The sequence below is a fragment of the Maricaulis sp. genome (assembly GCF_015665295.1).
GTDB lineage: Bacteria > Pseudomonadota > Alphaproteobacteria > Caulobacterales > Maricaulaceae > Maricaulis.
Genome location: NZ_JADFAJ010000043.1, coordinates 22275 through 41552 on the forward strand (window position 1 = coordinate 22275; position 19278 = coordinate 41552).

The following is a 19278-nucleotide window of genomic DNA, read 5'->3' on the forward strand; positions in this document are numbered from 1 at the left end:
GGGGGCGTTAATCCCGTTTGTGCCCTCCTTCCTTCTCCTCGGGCGGCGGTGGCCCGAAGGGTTGGATGAGGGGGATTTGTTCGGCCGCCACCGGGATTTACCCCTCACCCTGACCCTCTCCCGGGGGAGAGGGAAATGCGCTTGATCAAAAAAATGCACCAAACTTGTCCGCACCCCCTCGGCCATGCCCGATGATGCTCATGGTTTTCGGGACGGGAGGCACGAACCCGGTCACGTGTGCCCGGAAGGGTGCGGAGCCTGTCCGCGCCTCGGGAGTGGCTCAGCCCAGCAGGACCGACAATCCGGCGATGATCGCGATGGCGAGGAAATTGATGCGGACACCGGTTTTCATCATCTGCAGCTGGGTCACGGCGCCGGAGGCATAGACGATGGCGTTGGGAGCGGTCGCGACGGGCAGCATGAAGGCGGTCGAGGCGGCGATCGCGACCGGGACGACGAGATGCTCGGGCGGCACACCGGCTTCGACCGCGATCACGCCGAGCACGGGCAGGAAGGCGGTGGTGGTGGCGACATTGGAGGTCAGCTCGGTCAGGAAGACCACCAGCGTCACGAAGACCAGCAGGAGGAGCGGGACCGGCATGTCGGTGAGAAAGCCCATCTGTCCGCCCAGCCAGTCGGCCAGGCCTGTCGAGGACAGGGCCGCCGCGAGCGAAAGCCCGCCGCCGAACAGGATGACGACATTCCAGGGCAGGCGGGCAAGGCCTTCCCAGTTCATCAGCATCTCGCCCCTGCGCGCGCCACGATCGCCGGCCGGTACCAGGAAAGTCGCCAGCGCGCCCATGACCGCGATCTGTGTATTGCCGAGCGACAGGGTGACCGGCATGTCGAGCGCGTCAGCCAGCCAGGCGAGCAGCGGATTCCAGCCCCAATCCATGCCAGGTTGGCCGATCAGTTCGCCGGGCAGGACCCGGCCCATCCACAGGATGGCGACGGTGCCGAAAAGGAGGGCGACCCGCCATTCCGGACGGGTCATGCGGCCAAGGCCGGCGAGCTCGGTGCGGACCAGGTCCCTGGCGGCCCGGCTGTCGCCGTCGCCCTTCAGGTCGAAGGCAAGCCGCGTCAGCACGAACCAGGCGGCCGGGATCAGCAGGATGACGATCGGCAGACCGATGCCCATCCAGGTCGCGAAATCGATGGAAATCCCGAACTCGTTCTGCAGATAGCCGATGCCAATGAGATTGGTCGGCGTGCCCACCGGGGTCGCCATGCCGCCGATCGAAGCGGCGTAGGCGACACCCAGCGCCAGGGCCGGAGCAAAGAATTTCGAGCTGACGCCCTCACGCTCGACCTCTTTGGCCACGCGCAGGGCGATCGGGATCATCATCAGCGTGGTCGCGGTGTTGGAGATCCACATCGACAACAGGGCCGAGGCGATCATGAAGCCGGCAATCAGGGCTGCCGGTCGGCCGCCGAAGCCGCCGACAATATTGAGCGCGATCCGGGTGTGCAGGTTCCAGCGCTCGATCGACAGGGCGACGATGAAGCCGCCGAGCAACAGCATGACAATGGTGCTGGCATAGGGCGCCGTCGAGGCGCCCTGGCTGGCAATGCCGAGCAGCGGAAAAAGTGCCATCGGGATAAGGGCGGTGGCGGCAATCGGGATGGCTTCGGTCGCCCACCACACCGCCATCAGCACGGCCAGCGAGGCGAGCAGCCAGGCTTCCCGGCTCAACCCCTCGGGCAGCGGCAGGACCTGCAGGAGGACCGCCAGGGCGATCCCGAGGAAGAGCCCGATGATCTGGGACAGTGACTTGCCGCCGCTGTCGGGCGGGTTTTCGTTGTCTGGCGTGTCAATGTCTGGCGTGTCAGTGTCTGGCACAGAACGCCTCCCCAGCCGTCTGCTCTGAACTCCGAAGCCCTGGCGCGGTGCGTCAGGCCTTGGGGTCTTCGGCCGAACCGGCCCTCACGAAGCGGCGGTCGCAATAGGGGCATTCCACGAAGTCATCCTGGCCCATTTCCAGATAGACGCGCGGATGTCCCAGCGCCCCGCCGCCGCCATCGCAAGCCAAGCGATGCTGATCGGTGACGATGATTTCGGACGGCGGTATCGAATTGGCGGCGTCGGCCATGGACAAGCCCTCATGGACAGGATGAATGACGATCCCTAAGTGTGGGGCCTAGTTATGGCCTTTGGCCCTCATCCGTCAATTCCGAGGCGACATGTCCGACAGCTCCTCCCTCCCTGATTACGCGCTCGAAGCCATCGGCCTGAAGAAGACCTATCGCGGTTCCAAGCTCGCTGAGCCGAAAGTCGCGCTGAAGGGCATTGATCTGAAAGTGCCGCGCGGCTCGATCTTCGGCCTCCTGGGTCCCAACGGGGCCGGCAAGTCGACCTTCATCAACATCTTTGCCGGTCTGGTGAAAAAGACCGGCGGGACTGCCCGGACCTGGGGTATCGACATCGACCAGGACAGCCGCGCCGCGCGTGCCGCCATCGGGGTGGTGCCGCAGGAAATCAACATGGATGTCTTCTTCACGCCCCATGAGACGCTGGAACTGATGGCCGGCTTCTATGGCGTGCCCAAGGCCGAGCGGAAAACGGACGAGCTGCTCGAAGCGGTCGGCCTCACCGACAAGCGAAATGCCTATGTCCGCCAGCTTTCCGGCGGCATGAAGCGGCGCCTGCTGGTGGCCAAGGCCATGGTCCACACGCCACCCATCCTGGTGCTCGACGAACCGACCGCCGGGGTGGACATCGAACTGCGCCGCCAGCTCTGGGACTATGTGCGCGAGCTTCATGCACGCGGCACCACCATCGTCCTGACCACGCACTATCTCGAGGAGGCGCAGGAGTTGTGCGACCAGATCGCCATTATCGATCACGGTCAGGTCATTGCCTGCGAACCCAAGGAAACCCTCCTGAAACGCATGGATTCCAAGACGCTGGTGATCGAGCCAGCCGAGCCCCTGACTGCCGTGCCGGCTGAGTTGTCCGAATATGATGCGGAGATCCGGGCCGACGGGGCGCTGGCGATCACCTATCGATATGGACAGCAATCGGTCGCCGAGATGATCGAGAAATTCCGCGCCGCCGGGGGCCGTATCGAGGACTTGCGCACCGAGGAAGCCGATCTGGAGGATGTCTTCCTTGCGCTGACCTATAACCGTCAGGATGCCTGACCGGACGAAGCCTGTCAGCCGGGACGGGTGGCTGTGCGGTCCCGCCCGGCCTGCCCCTTTTTGGGCATGATTTCAGGGCAATCTGTCGGTGGCCAAAGGAGGGCCGGCAGTCACGAAATCAAACCCAGGGGGGTCATCATGCGCACTCACTTCATCCGCAGGTTCTTCGCCATTTCGGTGAGCGCGCCTTTGTTCGTTGCCCTTGCCTGGTTTTTCGGCATTTTCCTGCACCCGCAAGGTGAAACGGGCGCCGGCTTTGCCCTCATCCTGATTCTTGTCAGCGCCATCGCGTCGATCTGGCTCTATGGCTGGCTGATGCGCCCGGGCCGCAAGGTCCGGTTCCGCAATCGCGGGGTCGACGGATTCGATCGCGACTGGGGCGTCGGGCTGACCGGGTACTCCCAGGCCAAGGATGGCCGCCGCCGCCGTGACGATACAGACGGCGATGATCTTGGCGGACGCCGTAATTCCGGCGACATGGATGACGGGGCTGACGACATCGGTCTCGCCTGAGCCGGGCATTCAACCCACAAGCAGGCCACCCACAAACAGGGCGCTCCGGATCCCGTCCTGAGCGCATTTCCATCTCTGCCATTGACATTAGTTTGATGATTAGCTAATTATCTTTTCATGACGGATATCTTCAAAGCCCTGTCCGACCCGACCCGCCGGGAAGTCCTGCGAATCCTGAAGTCAGGACCACGCTCGGCGGGCGATCTGGCCGAGGCCTTTCCGGTCTCGAAACCAACCATGTCGGCGCATTTCAGCGTGTTGCGCACCGCAGGACTGGTCTCGACCCAAAAAACGGGCAAGTCGGTCATCTACCATCTCAATGTCTCCGTTCTCGAAGAGGCCCTGCTCGGCTTTGCCAGCGCGTTCGGCTTCGGCGAAAACCGGGCGTCCGGGCGTCCCGCGAAAGAAAAGGAATTGCCATGATCACCCGCTCGATCAAAGGATCGCTGGCCCTCGCCGCCATTCTCCTCATCACCGCTTACGGGCTGTCGCTTCTGGCCGGTTTCGACTGGGTCGGGCCGGAAATGCCGGACCGGGTGGTCCAGGCCCTGATCGGACTGGTTCTGGTCCTGTTTGGCAATGCGACCGGCAAGCGTCCGGCCGACGCCGATCCGGCCTGCGAGGGCAATCCCGGATTGATGGCCGCGCAGCGCTTCTTCGGATTGGCCCTGGTGATCGGTGGCCTTGTCCATGCCGGGGCCTGGCTCGTCGCGCCGCTCGACCTGGCCAGCACGCTGTCGATGGCGGCTGTGATTGCGGCCCTGATTGCCGGACTGGTCCGGGTCGCCTATGCCATTGTCGCCCGGCGCGAGACCCCGGATCAGGGCTGACGCCCTCTGCCGCCTGCAAGCGGCCCGCCTCGCTGAACCGCAGGCGCAAAGCCGCGTTGCGCACCGCAACCGCATCGGCTATGGGTTCGCGTTCAACGCACCCATAGCTCAGCTGGATAGAGCGCTGCCCTCCGAAGGCAGAGGTCAGAGGTTCGAATCCTCTTGGGTGCGCCATTTCCTTGATCTCACGGCAACTCGCTTCGCTCGCGCCTCCGATGGGGCGGCCTGGCCGGCCGGCGCGCAGTCGCGCTTGCGAACCCGTTGGGTTCGAAATGGCGCCTCTAAGGTGCGCCGTTTTTCCCTTGTTCCCGTTCCGCTCGACCCGAGCCGGATACCGTCTTCGGTGCCGGGGTCGATGCTCACATGGAACGCGCTCAGGGCTGCAGGGTGTGGATCTGATCCCGCGAGGTGCGCCATTTTTCCCTTGTTCCCGTTCCGCTCGACCCGCGCCGGATGCCGTCTTCGGTGCCGGGGTCGATGCTCACATGGAACGCGCTCAGGGCTGCGGGGTGTGAAGTCTCGCCTTCAAGTTGCCCGGTTTTCCTTGTTTCACGGCAGTCCAGGCGGCGGACGCCTCCATCCGGGCGGGCTGACCGCCCGGCGTGCGGCCGTGCTTGCGAACCCCGCGGGTTCGAACTGGCACCGCTGTCGGACGTCGGCCCTTGACTGCCCTGAGACTTGTTATTCCATACCGCTCGCATGGCGAGCCTGCCAGGTGTCGGCGTATTGCTGGAAAGCGATGGCCTGGCCGCCCTGGACGGTCCAGATGTGGACGAACTGGGCATCCATGGGCTCGCCCGTGGCCAGGAAGGTGCCGGTATAGCGGCCGGTGACGGCGACGCGATTGCCCTGGGCAATCATGCTGTCCGGCGTGGCGGAGAAGCCCTCCCATTCGGTCACCGCGCGACCGATGACGCCGCTCAGGACAGCATCCGGGCCGATATAGGGATTGTTGTCGGCATAGGGGTAATTCTCGGCCTCATTCCAGACGATTTCCGGATGGAGCAAGGCGGCAAAGGCGGGAACATCGCCGGCTGCGAATGCCGTGTAAATGGCTTCCGCAACCGCGGTCGATTCTGCGGCCGCCTGATCCGTTGAGGCAGGTGCCGGTGTGCAGGCGGCGATCGCAAGGACGGACAGCGCTGCCAGAATGTGTTTCATGATATTCTCCCCCAGAGATTTTCGGCGCTCAATCAAGCACGCACCGGTCCGGCTGTCGTGCGAAATCGGTGCATCATGGTGCTGTGACCGCGCTAGTGGAGGCACCACAGGCCGGTGCAAACCCCGAACACGAGCTGCATGGCCAGGTCAAGAAGGCCCGTAATCACCAGCAGCGGGACGCCGACATAGAGGAAGCAGAGCCAGACCGCCATCAGCGTCGGACGCGGTTCTGCGATGCGGTGCCCCATCACGGTCTGTGGTCGTTTGCCGAACATCACAGCCTCCCTTGCGCCATGCTTAACTCTCGTTAACCGGATTTCCCTAACGCTTCGTCTCATGCAGATCGATCTCGACATCCCTCGGCCGACCTGGGACCTGGCGCTGACGGCTCATCCCGCCGCGCTTCAGCAGGACTGGAGTTACGGCGAGGCCGTTGAGCGTCTGGGTGGACGGGTGATCCGGGCCGGCCTGGTCGAGGACGGGGTCCTCATCGCGCTTGCCCAGTTCACGGCTCGCAAGATTGGCGGGCTGGTAAGCATGGCTTTGTGCACACGCGGGCCCGTGTGGCTGGAGGCCGTGTCCGAGACGACCCGTGCCGCTTCTTATGCCGCGCTCAAGCGGGGTCTCGGTCAGGGCTGGCCGCGGGTCGTGATGTTCACGCCGGACGCCGAGACCGATGCCGGTGCGCGCAGGATGAGCCGGGTCATGACCGGGTATTCCACCGTGATCCTCGACCTGGACCAACCCCTCGAGGCCATCCGGGCTGGTCTGGAGCAGAAATGGCGCAATGCCCTCAACACGGCAGAAAAGCGGGGCGTTGAAGCGGTTCTGGGCGGCACCAAGCCGGCGCAGTACCGCTGGCTGCTCGACAGCGAGGAAGGCCAGCGCGCGGCCCGTGGGTATCGCGCCACACCGGCCGCGCTGGTCCCGGAATATGTCGCCGCGCGGCAGGACCGCGACAGCCTCATGGTCCTGCGGGTCGATGCCGGCAAGCAGAGGCAGGCGGCGATGCTGTTTCTCGTGCATGGATGCGCAGCGACCTACCAGATTGGCTGGCTGGACCATGAGGCTGCCCCGCGCGGCGCCCATAACCGCCTGCTCTGGGAGGCGGTCGTCCGCCTGCGCGAGCGCGGTGTCCGGCAGCTCGACCTGGGCGGCGTCAACACCGTGCATGGCGCCGGCATTGCCCGCTTCAAGATCGGCACAGGCGGACGGGTGACGACATTGGCCGGCACCTTCCTGTAGGCTGAGGCGCGCAAACCGATACTGCCATTACCACGCCCGGAGAGCTGGCCATGCCTTTCAAGTGGATGACCCCTTTCGCTGTGCTCGCCGTCATGGCCTGCCAGCCGACGCCGACTGCCGCGCCTCGCGGACCCGACCTCGTGACCGTCTTCGGAGCGATCACCCAAACGGATCGCGGCGCGCTCGACGCCACGGCCGAACCGCTGTTTGCCTCCTACGGCCTGACGTTCGAGCGCGCGCTCGGCCTCTCGGCGGACGAGCTGGCAAGGTTCGAAACGCTTGTCATGACGACCGATTTTCCCGCGGAAGGGCCGCTTCATGCCTTTGCCGGCCCACGCTTGCGCGACGTGCTCGGCTTTGCCGGAGGTGCCGCGCAGACCATCCGGGTGACGGCGCTGGACGGTTATCAGCGGGATATCCCGGCCGAGGCCTACATGCAGCACAACGCCATCCTGGCGCTTTACCAGGATGATCAGCCGCTGGGGATCGGGGGCCGCGGGCCGGCCATGCTGGTCTGGCCTCGCGGCACCGATCCGGCGCTTGACGCGATGAGCGATGACGACTGGGTCTTCGGGGTCTTCGCGATCGAGGTCCTGCCCGACTGATCAGTCGGTGCGGGCATTGCCCAGCACCCGGCCATCGCCGAGATGCAGGTCCAAGCGGCTGGCCGGTCCGGATCCGTCCACCACGAAGACAAAGCGGGCATTGTCGTCCCCGGCAAGCCGGAAACGATGGTCGCCGAGGGGTTGCAGGGCAGCGCCCGGCCGACCGTCCCGGCTGTACATCAGCCGGCCGTCCTCGATGGTGAAACCGCGAATGCCGTAGCTGCCGACATAGCGGGCCAGCTCCGCCTCGGAGAGGCTGACCGGCGCGGCATTGGCATTCAGCGCCTCAAGCGCCCAGCTCAGCGTGCGCCGGGCGCCTTCATCCACATCGCGCTCCAGCAGGGCGCCATAGGCATGGGCCAGCGCGGTATCGAGAGCCGTATCAGCGGAGGTTTCGATGTGCGGGGTGACGCCCGTGCCTTCCCAGTTTGTCCCGGTGATCGGATTGCGCGCCGAACCCGTCGACACGAAGATCGAGAAGCCGCTTTCGGTGAGGAAGGTCCCGCCGGGATTGCCGGCGCCGTAGGTTGTCTCCCCGATCAGCGTCGCCCGTTCAAGCGCCTGCAGGTGATAGGGAAAGGCCTCGCCGGCCGAGCCGGTGCGGGCGCTGGTCAGCACGTAGAGTGGCACGTCGGGTCGGTGACCGGCGGGGTGAGACGGCAGGGACCAGAGCTGGTTGGGATAGTCCAGGTCACGTGAGACGAAGGTATTGATCAGCGTATCGCCCCCCGGCTCGAGAAAATGGCTGATGAGATACTGCACCATCGAGGGGGCGCCGCCGCCATTCTGGCGCACGTCGAAGATCACGGCGTCAGTACCGGCGACGAATTCGAGGGCGGCGCGTGCGGTCTGTTCCGCCCCTTCGATAGGGGCAAACATGCGCAGGTCGATATAGCCGATATTGCCTGCCAGGATCTCCACCTTGGCAAAGCCGAAATTCTGCCGGCGCAAGGGCGCCCACCGGTCCGCCGGTCGCTCCCTGCGCTCGCCGGCCTGCGGGTCTCGCGGACCGGACATGGCTGCGGCGGCGGCCTCCGGGCCGATATAATTGACCCCGAAATGCCGGTCCTCTTCGGCCAACCGCGCGGTCAGCGCAGTGGCGAGCGCTTCATGGTCGGACAGCGCCGAGAACGCGCCATCGTCCTGTGCAGCCCGCAATCCGGCGGCAATCGCGGCCGCACGCTCGGCGTCGAAGAACTCGTCCTCGATAATCTGCGCCAGATCGTTGACCGCAACTTCCCGCGCAGACGCCGCGATCGGTGTTTGTGCTGTGGCGGGAAGAGAAAAGCCAGCGAGTGCAAGGCTGACAACCAGGCTCGTCAGGATGGATTTGATCATAACAATGCTCCGCATCTTCGCGTGCAAGCTTTGTGCAAACGCGCGGCGGCTCAACTTAATTCCTGCTCATGATGCTGACATCCAGGCGCAGAAAACCCTTTCCACACCCCGCGACAACTTCCTAATGTGCGCCCAGCAATCAAATGGGGAACGGCATGGACGTCATTTCTGGGTACGTCGATTTGGTCAACGGCTTCGTGTGGGGGCCGCCGATGTTGCTGCTTCTGCTCGGCACCGGCGTGTATTTGACCATCGGCTTGGGCTTCATGCCCCTGCGCAAGATCGGTTTCGCCTTCGGCGAGCTGATGAAGGGGCGCAAGGCGGAAGGCGAGGGGGATGTGACGCCTTTCCAGGCCTTGATGACGGCCCTGTCCTCAACCATCGGTACCGGCAATATCGCCGGTGTTGCGGTGGCCATCGCGATCGGTGGTCCCGGCGCCCTGTTCTGGATGTGGATGACCGCGCTGGTCGGCATGGCCACCAAGTTTTCCGAAGGCGTTCTCGCGGTTAAGTTCCGGGAAGTCGATGCGGATGGCCGGCGGGTCGGTGGACCGATGTATTACATCAAGAACGGCATGGGCAAGAAGTGGATCTGGCTGGGTGGCCTGTTTGCCTTCTTCGGTGTCATGGCAGGCCTGGGCACCGGCAATGCGATCCAGACCGCCGAGGTCGTTCGCACGGTCGGCGACACCTATGGCGTCGAATACTACATCACCGGTGGTGTGATCGCCCTCCTGGCCGGCATGGTCATCCTGGGCGGCATCAAGCGGATCGCCAGCGTGGCCGAGAAGGTCGTGCCGGCCATGGCGATCACCTATATCGCCCTCGGCCTGGTGGTTGTCATCATCAATATCGAGGCGGTTCCCGCCGCATTTGCCAGCATTTTTTCGCATGCTTTCGGCTTCGGTGCCGCGGCCGGCGGCTTTTCGGGCGCGCTCCTCATGCTGGCCATGCAACGCGGCGTGGCGCGTGGCATCTTCTCGAACGAGGCCGGTCAGGGATCGGCGCCGATCGCCCATGCTGCGGCCCAGAACAATGATCCGGTTGATCAGGGCATCATTGCCATGCTGGGCACCTTTATCGACACCATCATGGTGTGTTCGATCACGGGCCTGGCCATTCTCACCTCGGGCGTCATTCCGACCGAATGTGATGCCGGGCTGATCGCCATGGGCGGCAATGTTCCGGAAATCTGCGATACCGGCGCCCGCATCACAACGGCAGCCTTTGCCGACGCGCTGCCGGGCTTCGGCGATCACTTCGTGACCTGGGCCCTGGCCCTGTTCGCCTTCACCACCATTCTCGGCTGGTCCTACTATGGCGAGCGCTGTGCGGAGTATCTGTTGGGCGAGAAGATCATTCTTCCCTTCCGCCTGGCCTGGATCGCGATGATCCTGGGCGCCACCTTCCTGCTCTATGCCGGTGATAACGTCACCCAGCTGATGAACACGGTCTGGCTCACAACGGACACGCTGACCGGACTCATGGCTGCGCCGAACCTCATCGCGCTGCTCGTGCTTTCACCCTTGGTCTTCAAGATGACCAAGGCCTATTTCGACAAGCTGGAAAAGGGTGCCGAGACCAGTGGCGAGACATCGTCGAGCTGAATCGGCTGATCCGAACGGGAAAGGGCCCTGCCTTGGCAGGGCCCTTTTTGTTTGCACCGTCAGTGCCGCGGGTTGCGGCCGGCCAGCCGGGCCAGTCCGAGGCCGGCCAGAACGCCGATCGTATCGGCCACCAGGTCGGCCAGCGAAGCGGTGCGGCCGGCGTCGCCCTGCCCCTGCAGCCATTCGATGGCACCGCCATATCCGACCAGAATCAACAGCCCGACCCATCGGGGCAGTTCTGGCCAGGCGATGCGGGCGAGCACGGCAAGCACCAGAAAGGCGCCGAAATGCTCGACCTTGTCCGAACCGAACAGGCGCGGCGGCAAAGCGCTTCCCGGTTGCAGCGCGAGGTCGGTGATGAGCACAATGGCAACCACAAACAGGATGCGGGCAGCCCAGCGCAGTGTCATGTCTGGACGCGGCGCGCCGGTCTTCCTAGTTTCCGGTGACATTTTTCGGGACTGATCTTCCATGAGCCTTCTCAACGATATCGACCAACTGACGCAGGTCCGTACAGACTGGACCCGCGAAAGCGCGGGTGAAATCTATCGCGCGCCGTTCAATGATCTCATCTTCGCGGCGCAGTCCGTGCACAGGCGATGCCACCCGGCCAACCAGGTGCAGACCAGCCAGCTCCTGTCGATCAAGACGGGGGGCTGTGCAGAGGACTGCGGCTATTGCAACCAGTCGGCCCATTTCGACACCGGGCTGGCGGCCTCCAAGCTGATGCCGCTGGATGATGTCATGAGTGCGGCAAAAAAGGCCAAGGATGGCGGCGCGACGCGGTTCTGCATGGGCGCGGCCTGGCGCGAGCTGAAGCCGCGTGACGAGGACAAGGTCTGTGCCATGATCGAGGGCGTCAAATCGCTCGGCATGGAAACCTGTGTCACGCTCGGCATGCTGGGTGATGGCCAGGCGGAACGCCTGCGCGATGCCGGCCTCGACTATTACAACCACAATCTCGACACCGCACCGGAAGATTATGGCCGCGTCATCTCGACCCGGACCTATCAGGACCGTCTCGACACGCTGTCCCGCGTCCGCGGCGCCGGCATCCATGTCTGCACCGGCGGGATTGTCGGCATGGGCGAGGACGAGGCGGCGCGGATCGGCCTGCTCACCGAGCTCGCCTCGATGGACCCGCATCCCGAAAGCGTGCCGATCAACCATCTCGTTGCCGTGCCGGACACGCCGCTGGGCGACAGCAAGCCGCTCGACGGGATCGACTTTGTCCGCACCATCGCGACCGCCCGCATCCTGATGCCGCGTTCCATGGTCCGCCTGTCAGCCGGGCGCGAGGGCATGAGCCGCGAGCTGCAGGCGCTGTGCTTCCTGGCAGGCGCCAATTCGATTTTCGTCGGCGAGGAATTGCTGACCACGCCGAATCCGGAGCGGCATGAGGATTTTGACCTGTTCAAGGCGCTCGGCATCGAGCCGATGACCCTGGGCGCCACCGGTTCGGTTCCGGCGGAATAGGCAGGGGCAGAGCGATGACAATGGAACGGATCGGAGCCCAGGCTGCCTTGGCGAAGCTGTCAGGCTGGCAGGCCGTGGATGGCCGCGATGCCATTTGCAAGACCTTTGAGTTCGCCGATTTCAACCAGGCCTGGGGCTTCATGAGCCGTGTCGCGGTCAGGGCAGAGGCGATGAATCATCACCCTGAATGGTTCAATGTCTGGAACAAGGTCGATGTCACGCTTGCCACGCATGATGCCGGCGGGGTGACGGGTCTTGATCTGGAACTGGCCGGCTTCATGGATTCCATCGCCGGCTAGCGGTCAGGCCGGGTCAGTCGCCGTGGATGATGATCATGCCGATCAGGATGTCGGCGCCCTCCTGGCCCAGCGTCATGTCGGTTGCTTCCTGCAGTATCTGGGAAATCCGGTCGGCGTCCGGCACGTCGCCATAGCGGTAATGCATGCCGGTATAGATCGACAGGGCCGAGAGATAGGCGTTGCGCAGGCGCGGCATGTACATCTCGACGCGACGCCGCAACCGGGTATCGGAAATTTCCAGCCCGGCTTCGATCTGCATCAATCCCTGCGCCCGGTTATTGGACTGCACGGTCGCGGTCAGCGGCGGCAGCGGCATATAGGTATCCGACGAGGTGAGCGAGCGGTGGCGACTTTCGTCCGACGACTCTTCGGCCGGCGGTGAGGCCAGGGCCGGCGTGACCGGCAGGGCGATGGCCAGAAGCAGGCCGAGCAGTCCAGGCAGGAAAAGCGCGTATCGTGTCATCCCATCGTGATAGCAGGCGGCGGTAAAGGAAGCGTTCCTGCTGCATCGGGTGATGGCACTCAGTGGAGCGTGTGCAGGACCAGCGGCGTCTCGCGGTTTGCCAGCAGGTCGGCATAGGCGTCGGCATCAAGCGCCTTCATGGCGCAGTGCAGATACCAGCCGCCCTCGGCAGACCGGATTGGCGTCATGATGCCTTGCCAATGATTGTGATGCTGGTCGGTCTCGGTGATCCAGACCGCATCAATGGCCGTGATCTCGCCATCGAATATGCCGGATCCAATGGTGTCGAGCAAAAGGACCTCGCCGTTCCGGCTGGCGTCCTTGCGAACAGTCTGCCCGACTTCGATGCGGCGGAATTGCGGGTGTTCGCGAAATCCGCGCGACAGCGCGACATAGCGGACATTGTCGCCGGCCAGCTGGACGAGACAGATCACATGCGGGCTGAATTGTATGGCCGCCATCAGTCCGTCGAACAGGCTGCGATTGTTCGGGCGTTCCAGCAGGGCGCGGATAGCGCTGGTCACATCGTCGCGCGGCTCCGCCGTGCCGGCCTCGATCCGCGAGACCTGCGGCTGGCTGATACCGAGTTGATCGGCCAGGCTTTGTTGATTGATGCCCGTGCGCGCCCGATGGGCCCGCAATGCCTTGCCCCAGTCCAAAATCGTCCCCATCCGACCAAGCCTTTTCGGAATCAGATCTAAATCGGTGCGGCCGGCAGGCAAGGCAAAAATCCCGCCGGGTGTGAGCTGGAACACAGGCGCACCTCCGTCAATCGTGGCAACCTCAAGCTCAAACGCTGCACGCGACGGCGCCGGTCGCGGGAACGGGAACGGGAAAGGGAAAGGTCCGGGAACGATCTGGCAGTGGTCAGGCGGGTCCGGGGAGCAGGGGCGTCGGCATGAAGACCGTATTGCTGGTCGAGGACTGCGAGGATGATGTCGAACTGGTCCGGTCCGCTTTCGAGCGCTATTCCGGGGAAGTCCGGCTTGAGGTGGCCCGTTCCGGCGAGGCGGCGCTCGATCTGCTGCGGTGCCGCCAGGTTGGTGATCCGCCCAAGCTGCCGGTTTGCATCCTGCTCGACATGTGCATGAGCCCGGGCGACGGGATCTGGTTGCTGCGCGGACTCGATGACACGCCCGGCCTGCGCAATATCCCCGTCATGGTGATGAGCGAGACCGGCGACATGCTGGGTCCGGCACGGGCGTTCGGGAGTGTGGTCGGCGCCGTCGAGAAACCGGCCCGTCAACAGGATTTCCGCAAACTCGTCCAAGACCTCGCCCGCCTCGCCGGCGCCATGCCGCAGCTCATTGGGTGAGTGCGGCTGCCTGCGGCCAGATCGCCCGGCCGGCCAAGCGCGCCGAGCAGGCTGCGGCGTGATCAAGGTGAAAGGGAACCCGGCACGCGAGCCCCGAACCCGCAGGGTTCGCAAGCGCGACCGCGCGCCGGCCGGTCAGGCCGCCCCGTCGGAGGCGTCCGCGAAGCGGACTGCCGTGAGATCGGGAAGATGGTGGAGCCGAGGGGAATCGAACCCCTGACCTCGTCATTGCGAACGACGCGCTCTCCCAACTGAGCTACGGCCCCGAACCAAGCAGGCAGGTACTTTTCCGGTGCTGCACTGTCAAGCATCCACATCTGGACCTATCCGGACGGCTCGCGCTACACAGGACCAAACGCGGAACGCAAGCGAGAGCGCAATGAACCAGTCCCTCGGACAAGCCCTGATCACCTATTTCGTCGATCCAATTCTCTTTCTCTTCTACATCGTCATCATCCTCGGAATCATCCTGAGCTGGCTTGTGAATTTCAACGTCGTGAACACCAGCAACCAGCTGGTGAGCATGATCTGGCGGTTGACGCATTCCCTGACCGAACCGGTCCTGCGCCCGATCCGGCGCGTCCTGCCGCCGATCGGCGGGATGGATTTCTCGCCACTCGTCCTGCTCCTGGCGCTGATGTTCATCCGTGGCTGGCTGCTGCCGCGGATCTATGTGGCTCTCTGACGGGTGTTCGACCGGGTTCCGGGCGGGCTGCTGCTGCGGGTCCGGTTGACCCCGGGCGCGTCCCGGGACGGTCTGGATGCCTGGCAAGGTGATGCCGCAGGGCAGGTTCATCTGGCGGCGCGTGTGCGCGCCGTGCCCGAGAAGGGCAAGGCGAATACAGCCCTTGTTGCGCTGCTGGCCAAGCAATTGGCTATTCCCAAGCGCGATATCGATGTGATACGCGGCGCGACATCGCGCCTGAAGACCGTTCGGCTCACCGCTGATGAAGTGGTTCAGGCCCGGATCGTCGCGCAGCTGGAGGCCTTTTCGGATGAGCGCAAACCTGATTGACGGCAAGGCTGTCGCCGCCGAGATCGATGCCCGGGCCGGCGAAGCCGGTGCCGAACTTGCCCAATCCCTTGGCCGTGCCCCCTGCCTGGCAGTGGTGCTGATCGGTGAGGATCCGGCCAGCGATGTTTATGTCCGCAACAAGGTTCGCCGCACCGAGGCTGCCGGGCTGACCTCGATCGAGATCCGCCGACCGGCCGATATCAGCGAAGCCGACGTCGTCCGGATCGTCGAGCGCCTCAATCAGGATGACAGTGTCGACGGCATCCTGGTCCAGATGCCCTTGCCGGCTCATATCAATGCCAATCGGGTCATCCGCCACATCGACCCCGACAAGGATGTCGACGGGCTGACAGAAATCAGCGCCGGGCGCCTTGTCCTTGGCCAGCCGGGCCTGCGTCCCTGCACGCCTGCCGGCTGTGTGTTGCTGGCGGAACGCGCGCTGGGTGAGCTGTCGGGCAAGTCCGTTGTCGTGATCGGCCGGTCGATCCTGGTGGGCAAGCCTGCCGCCCTGCTCTTCCTGGAAAAGAACGCGACCGTCACCATCGCGCATTCGCGCACCGCCGACCTGCAGGCCCTGTGCCGCACCGCCGACATTCTGGTCCCTGCCGTCGGGCGACCGGAAATGGTGCGTGGCGACTGGGTCAAGCCGGGCGCCTGTGTGCTGGATGTCGGCATCAACCGGATCGAAGCGCCGGAGCGCGGCGAGGGCAAGACGCGGCTCGTTGGCGATGCCGCATTTGATGAAATTGTCGGTCATGCCGGCTGGATTACCCCGGTTCCAGGCGGAATCGGGCCCATGACCATTGCGATGTTGCTACGGAATACCGTTATTGCGGCGGCACTTAGGGCGAAACTAGCCATGCCCGACAACTTCTGATCCAACTTGCCTGGCTTTGTAAACGGTTCGATAACGCAACCTGCATAGAATATGAGTCAGGGAGAGATTCATGAGCAACCACGCGCTGCGCGTTCTGCATGTTGAAGACGATTTCGCTGACGCGATGCTGGTACAGCACGCCGTTTGCGAAGCGGGTGATCTGGACATTGAATTCGAGGTGGCGCGCACCCTGAAAGACGCCAAGCGCTGTCTCGCCCGGTCGGAATACGACCTCATCCTGCTGGACCTGCGCCTGCCGGACTCGATCCATCCGACCGATACGCTCGAGACGGCCCAGGCATGTGCCGGTGACACACCGCTGATGATCCTGTCCGGCTCGATGATCATTGACGAGGATCACCTGCCCGACAGTATCGCCCGCATGGACAAGAATTCCAGCTTCCGCAATCACAAGGGCGAAATGCCCCTGCATATCGCCCACATGATCCGCGAAGCTGCCGAATCCGCCGACATTCAGACGATCTGACCGTTCGTCCGAGGCGGGGCAGGGTCTGCTCTCTTTCCGCTTGTACATGCGGCGACCGCCGTTACCCTTGCGCCACCATTCAGCGACAGGGAGAGCGCAATGAGCCAGGCGGACGTGATCGATTTCGAGATCGGCGGGGAAGACATCCAGTATGTCGAGATCGAGCTGGATCCGGGTGAAAGCGTGGTGTCCGAAGCCGGCGCGATGATGTTCAAGGCGCCGAGCATCTCCATGGAAGCGGTGTTCGGCGACGGATCCCAGAAGAACAAGGGTGTCTGGGGCGCGCTGGCAGGGGCCGGCAAACGGCTTCTGACGGGCGAGAGCCTGTTCATGACCGTCTTCACCCATGGCGGACAGGGCAAGGCCAAGGTGGCCTTTGCGGCGCCTTATCCCGGAACGATCATTCCGGTCCACCTGCCCGATCTCGGCGGCGAGCTGATCTGCCAGAAGGACAGCTTCCTGGCTGCAGCGAAAGGGGTTTCGGTCGGCATTGCGCTGCAGAAGCGCATCATGACAGGCCTGTTCGGCGGCGAGGGCTTCATCATGCAACGCCTCGAAGGCACGGGCTGGGTTTTCGTGCATGCGGGCGGAACCCTCATCGAGCGCGAGCTGGCTGCCGGCGAGGAACTCCATGTCGATACCGGCTGCGTCGTGGCCTATACGCCAAGTGTCGATTTCGAGATCGAGCGGGCTGGCAATATCAAGTCGATGATCTTTGGTGGCGAGGGCGTCTTCTTCGCCCGCCTGCGAGGTCCGGGGAAAGTGTGGATCCAGTCCATGCCCTTCTCGCGGCTCGCCGGTCGAATCCTGGCCAATGTTCCGGTTGCCGGTTCCGGCCAGGGCGAGGGCTCGGTCCTCGGCCCGCTCGGATCGATCATGCGCGGCAATTGAGCGCCTGAAACAAGGCGCGCGCCGGGCGGGCGACCGTCCGGCGCATCAATTATACAGTTGACAGTCATTCGCATTCGCGGGAGGTTTGCGAAAGATTATCAGGAAGCGACGTCCCGCATGTTTGTCTGCATCTGCAACGCACTCCGTGATCGCGAGCTGGAAGCCGCCGCTGCAGAGCCATCCGTTCGGACTGCGGCCTGCGTCTTCAAGCGCTGCGATGCCAAGCCGAAATGCGGCCGTTGCCTGCCCGATATTGCCGGCATGATCGCCGCGACCCGCCTGCAAACGGACGAGCTGGCTGCCGCGGCGGAGTAGGCGCGGTTGGGTCTACTTGCTGGCGATTGGCTGAATCATCGATGACGCCTGCAAGACCAGTGTTGTGCTGCCGGTGCTGGATGACGGCGAATAGGTTCCCACAAATATCTGCCAAGTCTCGCCTGATCCGATCGAGAGTTCGAGTCCGGCATTGAAGCCGACGGCGCCATCATCATTGCACAACCAGCGGCCGTCAGGCGCGCGTGCGAAGATGACCGTATCCAGTCCACCCTCCGTGTAGAGGTCGACCCGGTTACCGACCTGGGCGGTCAGGGCCATCACCGGGCTGGGCTCGACATAGCCGGTACAGCTCGTATCGCCGCGCAGATTGATCCGTTCGCCAGGTGACAGAATATGGTTCCAGCGGACAGGCGCATTCATTGCCTGCCAGATGTCGACGGTTCCAAGGGCAGGCCGTGCATCAATCCGGACGCGGTCGCTGAGCGTGATATTCGAGGAGGGTGAAACCTGTCGCAGGGTGCGGCCCTGACTGCCGCCCATGCTGTGCTCGGAGATCGTCAGCTCACCACTGACAAGCTGATCGGGTTCGTCGCGGACCAGCCAGATCCGGTAGCTGCCACTGCCTGGCGCGCCGAATGTCGTCTGGGGCGATGTTGGCGCCCGGCCTTGTCGAGCGCAGGAAATCTCGCCGGACGGGGTCTCGACCAACAGCGACGCGGCATTGCCGCTCGCCGAGAGGAAGAGCGGCAGGCCGGACGCGACATAGGTCATGGTGAGTTGCGGAATGTCTGACACAAATCCACGACATCCACGTTCGAGGCTCGCCGCTTCCACCGATGTCCGGCCGCGGACACGAACCCGTTGCGGGTCAGGCTCAAAGCGTTCCGGAAGGTCGATCCGGGCCGTCCTGAAGCGCTCGGGAGGCAGCGAGACGGGCGTGTCAGCGGACGGTTCCGGCCGCGGCGCGCGCGGCCGCGCTTCCCGCTCTGGCACAATCACCGCATCCGGATCGGGTTGATAGGTTCGGATGACATCCTGGGCCGATGCGAGGGGCACCGGTCCGACAAGCAGAACCAGACAGGCAGCAAGGCGTTGTTTCATGGCAATAATCCTCCCCGTCAATGCAGCCAAGTCAACGGCTTTTCCGTCATCGCGACCGATTGCCAGTCGCAAAGATTGGGCTTGGACAACCAGCGGACATGCCTAGACTGGCCACCAAATCAGAACGGGAGACATGCCATGAAGGGCGACGCCAAGGTCATCGACTATCTCAACGGTGCGCTCCGGCTCGAGCTGGCCGCCGTGAACCAGTATTTCCTGCATGCGCGCATGTTCAAGGATTGGGGCTTCGCGAAGATCGCCAAGGTCGAGTATGAAGAGTCAATCGACGAGATGAAGCATGCCGACATGCTGATCGAGCGCATTCTCTTCCTCGAGGGTCTGCCGAACGTCCAGGACCTCGCCAAGATCTATATCGGCGAAACACTCAAGGAATGTCTGGAGTGTGACCTCAAGGTCGAGCAGCGCGCCCATCCTTTCTACAAGGAGGCCATCGCCTATTGCGAGCAGGCCGGCGACTATGTCTCGCGCAAGATCTTCACCGATATTCTCGACAGCGAGGAGGAGCATATCGACTTCCTCGAGACCCAGCTGGGCCTGATCGCGAAGATCGGCGAGGAGCGCTATATGCAGTCGCAAATGTCGCCCGGAGACGGCTAGGCTCCGGCCTGGCCCGCGAC

The 19278-nt window shown here is 63.9% G+C and carries 26 protein-coding genes and 2 tRNA genes; 18 read left to right on the forward strand and 10 right to left on the reverse strand.

Translation table 11 applies throughout. The features are described 5' to 3' along the window. Nucleotides 1-280: 280 nt before the first annotated feature. Nucleotides 281-1840 carry an SLC13 family permease gene (locus QZZ02_RS14710; protein ID WP_291845515.1) on the reverse strand — a complete coding sequence of 520 codons (1560 nt, stop codon included), beginning with the start codon at nucleotides 1838-1840 and terminating at the stop codon, nucleotides 281-283. 52 nt (nucleotides 1841-1892) lie between these two features. After that, a complete protein-coding gene (locus tag QZZ02_RS14715) occupies nucleotides 1893-2090 on the reverse strand; it encodes a zinc-finger domain-containing protein (RefSeq protein WP_291845516.1) in 198 nt (65 codons plus the stop codon). 91 nt (nucleotides 2091-2181) lie between these two features. Here QZZ02_RS14715 and QZZ02_RS14720 point away from each other — a divergent pair, with 91 nt between their 5' ends. From QZZ02_RS14720 to QZZ02_RS14740, 5 genes are all read left to right on the forward strand, one after another. Then, nucleotides 2182-3141 (forward strand): ABC transporter ATP-binding protein, encoded by a 960-nt coding sequence (locus tag QZZ02_RS14720; protein WP_291845518.1) that lies wholly within the window; start codon nucleotides 2182-2184, stop codon nucleotides 3139-3141. A gap of 138 nt (nucleotides 3142-3279) precedes the next feature. Then, nucleotides 3280-3654: a hypothetical protein gene (locus tag QZZ02_RS14725; protein WP_291845519.1), complete on the forward strand. Its 375-nt coding sequence runs from the start codon at nucleotides 3280-3282 to the stop codon at nucleotides 3652-3654. A 117-nt stretch (nucleotides 3655-3771) separates the two neighbouring features. Then, entirely contained in the window at nucleotides 3772-4077 is a 306-nt protein-coding gene (locus QZZ02_RS14730; RefSeq protein ID WP_291845520.1) for an autorepressor SdpR family transcription factor, read from the forward strand. Continuing rightward, nucleotides 4074-4484, forward strand: coding sequence for a hypothetical protein (locus QZZ02_RS14735; protein WP_291845521.1), 411 nt, complete (start codon nucleotides 4074-4076; stop codon nucleotides 4482-4484). The genes QZZ02_RS14730 and QZZ02_RS14735 overlap by 4 nt, the downstream gene beginning before the upstream one ends. Before the next feature lie 97 nt (nucleotides 4485-4581). Beyond that, nucleotides 4582-4658 (forward strand) — tRNA-Arg (locus QZZ02_RS14740). A gap of 507 nt (nucleotides 4659-5165) precedes the next feature. On the opposite strand, the gene QZZ02_RS14745 is transcribed toward QZZ02_RS14740, so the two are convergent. Beyond that, a complete protein-coding gene (locus tag QZZ02_RS14745) occupies nucleotides 5166-5645 on the reverse strand; it encodes a nuclear transport factor 2 family protein (protein WP_291845522.1) in 480 nt (159 codons plus the stop codon). Nucleotides 5646-5737: 92 nt separating this feature from the next. Then, complete coding sequence (locus QZZ02_RS14750) at nucleotides 5738-5920, reverse strand: hypothetical protein (RefSeq protein ID WP_291845523.1); 183 nt, start codon at nucleotides 5918-5920, stop codon at nucleotides 5738-5740. Between the two features lie 61 nt (nucleotides 5921-5981). On the opposite strand from QZZ02_RS14750, the gene QZZ02_RS14755 reads away from it, so the two are divergent. Then, complete coding sequence (locus QZZ02_RS14755; RefSeq protein ID WP_291845525.1) at nucleotides 5982-6890, forward strand: GNAT family N-acetyltransferase; 909 nt, start codon at nucleotides 5982-5984, stop codon at nucleotides 6888-6890. Nucleotides 6891-6940: 50 nt separating this feature from the next. Beyond that, nucleotides 6941-7495 (forward strand): molybdopterin-dependent oxidoreductase, encoded by a 555-nt coding sequence (locus QZZ02_RS14760; RefSeq protein WP_291845526.1) that lies wholly within the window; start codon nucleotides 6941-6943, stop codon nucleotides 7493-7495. On the opposite strand, the gene QZZ02_RS14765 is transcribed toward QZZ02_RS14760, so the two are convergent. Continuing rightward, nucleotides 7496-8833: a S41 family peptidase gene (locus QZZ02_RS14765; protein WP_291845527.1), complete on the reverse strand. Its 1338-nt coding sequence runs from the start codon at nucleotides 8831-8833 to the stop codon at nucleotides 7496-7498. It lies immediately after the preceding gene. 155 nt (nucleotides 8834-8988) lie between these two features. On the opposite strand from QZZ02_RS14765, the gene QZZ02_RS14770 reads away from it, so the two are divergent. Next, nucleotides 8989-10440 (forward strand): sodium:alanine symporter family protein, encoded by a 1452-nt coding sequence (locus tag QZZ02_RS14770; protein WP_366511548.1) that lies wholly within the window; start codon nucleotides 8989-8991, stop codon nucleotides 10438-10440. A gap of 59 nt (nucleotides 10441-10499) precedes the next feature. Here the strand turns inward: QZZ02_RS14770 and QZZ02_RS14775 are convergent, their stop codons facing one another. Beyond that, on the reverse strand, nucleotides 10500-10850 hold the full coding sequence (locus QZZ02_RS14775; protein ID WP_291845531.1) for a VanZ family protein: 351 nt from the start codon (nucleotides 10848-10850) through the stop codon (nucleotides 10500-10502). A 61-nt stretch (nucleotides 10851-10911) separates the two neighbouring features. On the opposite strand from QZZ02_RS14775, the gene bioB reads away from it, so the two are divergent. Together bioB and QZZ02_RS14785 are read left to right on the forward strand one after the other, a co-directional pair. Then, complete coding sequence (gene bioB, locus QZZ02_RS14780; RefSeq protein ID WP_291845533.1) at nucleotides 10912-11916, forward strand: biotin synthase BioB; 1005 nt, start codon at nucleotides 10912-10914, stop codon at nucleotides 11914-11916. Nucleotides 11917-11930: 14 nt separating this feature from the next. Beyond that, a complete protein-coding gene (locus QZZ02_RS14785; RefSeq protein WP_366511549.1) occupies nucleotides 11931-12215 on the forward strand; it encodes a 4a-hydroxytetrahydrobiopterin dehydratase in 285 nt (94 codons plus the stop codon). Between the two features lie 13 nt (nucleotides 12216-12228). On the opposite strand, the gene QZZ02_RS14790 is transcribed toward QZZ02_RS14785, so the two are convergent. Further along, complete coding sequence (locus QZZ02_RS14790) at nucleotides 12229-12678, reverse strand: hypothetical protein (RefSeq protein WP_291845537.1); 450 nt, start codon at nucleotides 12676-12678, stop codon at nucleotides 12229-12231. Nucleotides 12679-12737: 59 nt separating this feature from the next. Continuing rightward, nucleotides 12738-13349, reverse strand: coding sequence for a helix-turn-helix transcriptional regulator (locus tag QZZ02_RS14795; RefSeq protein ID WP_291845539.1), 612 nt, complete (start codon nucleotides 13347-13349; stop codon nucleotides 12738-12740). A 227-nt stretch (nucleotides 13350-13576) separates the two neighbouring features. Here QZZ02_RS14795 and QZZ02_RS14800 point away from each other — a divergent pair, with 227 nt between their 5' ends. Beyond that, nucleotides 13577-13993, forward strand: a complete 417-nt coding sequence (locus tag QZZ02_RS14800) for a response regulator (protein WP_291845540.1) — start codon at nucleotides 13577-13579, stop codon at nucleotides 13991-13993. Between the two features lie 190 nt (nucleotides 13994-14183). Here the strand turns inward: QZZ02_RS14800 and QZZ02_RS14805 are convergent. Further along, nucleotides 14184-14259: transfer RNA gene (locus tag QZZ02_RS14805), tRNA-Ala, on the reverse strand. A gap of 113 nt (nucleotides 14260-14372) precedes the next feature. Between QZZ02_RS14805 and QZZ02_RS14810 the strand changes: the two genes are divergently transcribed. From QZZ02_RS14810 to QZZ02_RS14835, 6 genes are all read left to right on the forward strand, one after another. After that, the gene (locus QZZ02_RS14810) at nucleotides 14373-14678 is read left to right on the forward strand and encodes a YggT family protein (RefSeq protein WP_291845542.1); all 306 of its coding nucleotides are present in this window, start codon (nucleotides 14373-14375) and stop codon (nucleotides 14676-14678) included. A 3-nt stretch (nucleotides 14679-14681) separates the two neighbouring features. Further along, nucleotides 14682-15008 carry a DUF167 family protein gene (locus tag QZZ02_RS14815; RefSeq protein WP_291845543.1) on the forward strand — a complete coding sequence of 109 codons (327 nt, stop codon included), beginning with the start codon at nucleotides 14682-14684 and terminating at the stop codon, nucleotides 15006-15008. Next, nucleotides 14989-15885, forward strand: coding sequence for a bifunctional methylenetetrahydrofolate dehydrogenase/methenyltetrahydrofolate cyclohydrolase FolD (folD, locus tag QZZ02_RS14820; protein WP_291845544.1), 897 nt, complete (start codon nucleotides 14989-14991; stop codon nucleotides 15883-15885). The genes QZZ02_RS14815 and folD overlap by 20 nt, the downstream gene beginning before the upstream one ends. A 70-nt stretch (nucleotides 15886-15955) precedes the next feature. Further along, nucleotides 15956-16372 (forward strand): response regulator, encoded by a 417-nt coding sequence (locus QZZ02_RS14825; protein WP_291845545.1) that lies wholly within the window; start codon nucleotides 15956-15958, stop codon nucleotides 16370-16372. A 99-nt stretch (nucleotides 16373-16471) separates the two neighbouring features. Continuing rightward, on the forward strand, nucleotides 16472-17263 hold the full coding sequence (locus QZZ02_RS14830) for a TIGR00266 family protein (protein WP_291845547.1): 792 nt from the start codon (nucleotides 16472-16474) through the stop codon (nucleotides 17261-17263). Between the two features lie 117 nt (nucleotides 17264-17380). After that, nucleotides 17381-17578, forward strand: coding sequence for a (2Fe-2S)-binding protein (locus QZZ02_RS14835; RefSeq protein WP_291845549.1), 198 nt, complete (start codon nucleotides 17381-17383; stop codon nucleotides 17576-17578). A gap of 12 nt (nucleotides 17579-17590) precedes the next feature. Here the strand turns inward: QZZ02_RS14835 and QZZ02_RS14840 are convergent, their stop codons facing one another. Continuing rightward, a complete protein-coding gene (locus QZZ02_RS14840; protein ID WP_291845550.1) occupies nucleotides 17591-18640 on the reverse strand; it encodes a hypothetical protein in 1050 nt (349 codons plus the stop codon). Nucleotides 18641-18778: 138 nt separating this feature from the next. Here QZZ02_RS14840 and bfr point away from each other — a divergent pair, with 138 nt between their 5' ends. Further along, nucleotides 18779-19258, forward strand: coding sequence for a bacterioferritin (gene bfr / locus QZZ02_RS14845; RefSeq protein ID WP_291845551.1), 480 nt, complete (start codon nucleotides 18779-18781; stop codon nucleotides 19256-19258). The last annotated feature ends 20 nt before the right edge of the window (nucleotides 19259-19278 follow it).